The sequence below is a fragment of the uncultured Amaricoccus sp. genome (assembly GCF_937858865.1).
Lineage (GTDB): Bacteria > Pseudomonadota > Alphaproteobacteria > Rhodobacterales > Rhodobacteraceae > Amaricoccus.
The window spans coordinates 1-3,664 of record NZ_CALLYO010000445.1 but is presented as its reverse complement, the minus strand read 5'-3'; the positions used below and the strand labels follow the sequence as shown (position 1 = coordinate 3,664).

The following is a 3,664-nucleotide window of genomic DNA, read 5'->3' as shown; positions in this document are numbered from 1 at the left end:
CGCAGGACTGGCTCGGCGCGATGGAGGAGCGGCGGGGCTTTTCGGGCTGACGATTTCCCTTGCATCGGCCGGGGCGGGCTCCTATATGCGCCCCATCAGCGGCGGGTCGCTCGAAAGACGATCCTCCACCGGAACTCGCGAACGGGCCGCTGGCCCGTTTCCTGCTTCTGGAGCCCCGCTTGACCGACCTGATCGCCAAAGCCGCCATCGACCGCCGCCTCGCCGCCATCGTGGCGCCGGTGATCGAGGGCATGGGCTTCGAGCTGGTCCGCCTGCGCCTGATGGGCGGCAAGCGGGCGGTGCTGCAGATCATGGCCGAGCGGCCGGAGGGCGGCATCGAGATCGAGGACTGCGCCCGGATCAGCCGTGCCGTCGGCGCGGTGCTCGACGTCGAGGATCCGATCAGCGGCGAGTACAACCTCGAGGTCTCGAGCCCGGGCATCGACCGGCCGCTGACGCGGCTGAAGGACTTCGCGCGCTGGGAGGGCTACGAGGCGAAGCTCGAGACCCAGGAGGCGATCGACGGGCGCAAGCGCTTCAAGGGCGAGCTCGCCGGGGTGCAGGACGGCGAGGTGCTGATCGAGATCCCGGAAGGGGTGATCGGGCTCTCCTTCGACCTCCTGGCCGACGCCAAGCTGGTGCTGACCGACGCGCTGGTGGCCGAGAGCCTGGCGGGCCGCAAGGCGCAGGGGTTCGATCCGGGCGAGCTGCCGCAGGGCTTCGACGAGATCCAGACCGAGGACGAGCAGGCCGAGGACGACCAGGCCGAGGACGAGCAGACCGAGGACGCCCAAACCGAGGACGACGACGAAACGTCGCCCGAAACCGATAGAGATGAGGAAGAAGTGAAATGAGCGTGACCTCTGCCAACCGGCTGGAGCTCCTCCAGATCGCCGATGCCGTCGCCCGCGAGAAGATGATCGATCCGGCCCTCGTCATCGAGGCGATGGAGGACTCCCTCGGCAAGGCCGCGCGCTCGCGCTACGGCGCGGAGTACGACATCCGGGCCAAGATCGACCGCAAGACCGGCGATCTCGCGATGACCCGCTACCGGCACGTGGTGGAGGAGCCGGAGAACCTCTTCACCGAGCTGACGCTCGAGGACGCCCGCCGCATCAAGCCCGACGCCGAGATCGGCGACTATCTGACCGACTCGCTGCCGCCGATGGACTTTGGCCGGATCGCGGCGCAGTCGGCCAAGCAGGTCATCATGCAGAAGGTCCGCGAGGCGGAGCGGCTGCGCCAGTACGAGGAATTCAAGGACCGCGTCGGCGAGATCATCAACGGCATCGTCAAGCGCACCGAGTACGGCAACGTCATCGTCGACGTCGGGCGCGGCGAGGCGATCCTGCGCCGCGACCAGCTGATCCAGCGCGAGGCCTTCCGCAACGGCGACCGCGTCCGGGCGCTGATCCGCGAGGTGCGCCACGAGACCCGCGGCCCGCAGATCTTCCTCTCGCGCACCGCGCCCGAGTTCCTGGCCGAGCTCTTCAAGATGGAGGTGCCGGAGATCTACGACGGCGTCATCGAGATCAAGGCGGTGGCGCGCGACCCGGGCAGCCGGGCGAAGATGGGCGTCATCTCCTACGACAGCTCGATCGACCCGGTCGGCGCCTGCGTCGGTATGCGCGGCTCCCGCGTGCAGGCGGTCGTCTCCGAGCTCCAGGGCGAGAAGATCGACATCATCCCCTGGAACCAGGATCCGGCCACCTTCCTCGTCAACGCGCTGCAGCCCGCCGAGGTCTCCAAGGTCGTCTTCGACGACGATTCGGAGCGGATCGAGGTGGTGGTGCCCGACGAGCAGCTTTCGCTCGCCATCGGCCGGCGCGGCCAGAACGTGCGGCTCGCCTCCCAGCTCACCGGCTTCGACATCGACATCCTGACCGAGGCGCAGGAGAGCGAGCGGCGGCAGGCCGAGTTCGCCGAGCGGACGCAGCACTTCATGGAGACGATGAACGTCGACGAGATGGTGGCGCAGCTCCTGGTGGCCGAGGGCTTCGCCACGCTGGAGGAGGTGGCCTATGTCGACCTCGACGAGCTTTCCTCCATCGACGGCTTCGACCAGAACACCGCCGAGGAGCTGCAGGCGCGGGCGCGGGAGAGCCTCGAGGAGATCAACGCCAAGGCGATCGAGCATGCGCGCGAGCTCGGCGTCGAGCAGAGCCTCTTCGACTTCGAGGGGCTGACGCCGCAGATGATCGAGACGCTGGCCGAGGACGGCATCACCAGCCTCGAGGAGTTCGCGCGCTGCGCCGACTGGGAGCTCGCCGGCGGCTATACCACCGTCGACGGCAAGCGGGTGAAGGACGAGGGCCTGCTCGAGAAGTACGACATGAGCCTCGAGGAGGCGCAGACGCTGGTGATGAACGCGCGCGTGCAGCTCGGCTGGGTGGACCCGGCCGATCTGGTCAGCGAGGAGCCGGCGGAAGACGAGGACGAGGAGGCGGCCGAGGGCGAAGCCTGAGGCCGGCACCGGGGGCGGCGTGACGCGCGGGGGGCGGATCAGGGAGGGCGAGGGGGGCGAGCGGCGCTGCATCGTCACCCGCGCCACGCGCCCGCGCGGCGGGCTCGTCCGCTTCGTGGCCGGGCCGGACGACGTCGTCGTGCCCGACCTCGCCGGCAAGCTGCCGGGGCGGGGGATGTGGGTGAGCGCCGACGCCGCGGCGATCGGCCAGGCGGCCGCCAAGGGCCTCTTCGCCCGCGCGGCCAAGCGGCAGCTGCGCGCGCCGGCCGACCTGGCGGCGCGGGTCGAGGCGCTGCTCGCGGCGCGGCTCGTCGAGCTTCTCGCGCTGGCGCGCAAGGCCGGCGAGGCGGTGGCGGGCCTCGAGAAGACCAAGGCGGCGCTCGCCTCGGGCGAGGCGGCGCTGCTGGTGCAGGCGGCGGACGGCTCCTCGCGCGAACGTGCGCGGCTCCGCCCGCCGGAGGGCGAGGACACCCTCGTTGCGTGCCTTTTCGCGCATGAATTGGGTGTGGCCTTCGCCCGCGATCGTGTGATACATGCCGCCGTGCTTGCGGGCGGTCTGAGTGACCGGATCAGGGACGAGGCCCTGCGGCTGTCAGGCATCCGGGACGTGAATATGGGAACCGCGTCGGCGGAGGCCGGGACGGACGTATTGGCGGGGGAAGGCCCCCGCGGGAAAGGCTAGAGACGGAATGATGGATAACAAGGACGGGACCGGCAAGGGCAAGACGCTCGGGCTGCGCGGGGGCGGCACCGAGACCAGCCACGTGCGCCAGAGCTTCAGCCACGGGCGCACCAAGTCGGTCACGGTCGAGCACAAGCGCAAGCGCGTCCTGGTGCCGAAGCCGGGCGCGCCCGGCGGCGGGTCCGCGCGCGGCGGCACCACCGCCGGCCTCTCGGACGCCGAGTTCGAGCGGCGCCTGCGCGCCGTCGAGGCCGCCAAGGCGCAGGAGCGCGACCGGCGCGAGCGCGAGCGGCAGACCGCCGAGGCCCGCGCCGCCGAGCTCGCCCGGCTCCGCGCCGAGCGCGACGCCGCCGAGCGCGCCCAGAAGGAGCGCGAGATCCAGGAGCAGCGCGCCGCCGCCGCCGCCGCCGAGAAGGCCGAGGACGAGGCCCGCGCCGCCCAGCGCGCCGCCCGCCCCGCCCAGCGCCCGGCGACCGCGCAGCCCGAGGCGATCGACCCCGCCGCGGCGCAGGATGCGC

General features: G+C 71.5%; 4 protein-coding genes. All 4 read left to right on the top strand.

The window, feature by feature from the left end; genetic code table 11:
* The first annotated feature begins 179 nt into the window (after nucleotides 1–179).
* Entirely contained in the window at nucleotides 180–854 is a 675-nt protein-coding gene (rimP, locus tag Q0112_RS13120; RefSeq protein ID WP_297975991.1) for a ribosome maturation factor RimP, read from the top strand.
* The gene (gene nusA / locus Q0112_RS13115; RefSeq protein WP_297975989.1) at nucleotides 851–2,464 is read left to right on the top strand and encodes a transcription termination factor NusA; all 1,614 of its coding nucleotides are present in this window, start codon (nucleotides 851–853) and stop codon (nucleotides 2,462–2,464) included. Before rimP ends, nusA begins: the two co-directional genes overlap by 4 nt.
* 19 nt (nucleotides 2,465–2,483) lie before the next feature.
* Complete coding sequence (locus Q0112_RS13110; protein ID WP_297975986.1) at nucleotides 2,484–3,146, top strand: RNA-binding protein; 663 nt, start codon at nucleotides 2,484–2,486, stop codon at nucleotides 3,144–3,146.
* Nucleotides 3,147–3,153: 7 nt separating this feature from the next.
* A partial coding sequence (locus Q0112_RS13105; protein ID WP_297975985.1) for a translation initiation factor IF-2 associated domain-containing protein occupies nucleotides 3,154–3,664 on the top strand: 511 nt, incomplete at its 3' end.

What these genes read in the sequence shown, in the direction of transcription:
- nusA (WP_297975989.1), top strand. Translation starts at nt 851, where the DNA reads ATGAGCGTGACCTCTGCCAACCGGCTGGAGCTCCTCCAGATCGCCGAT.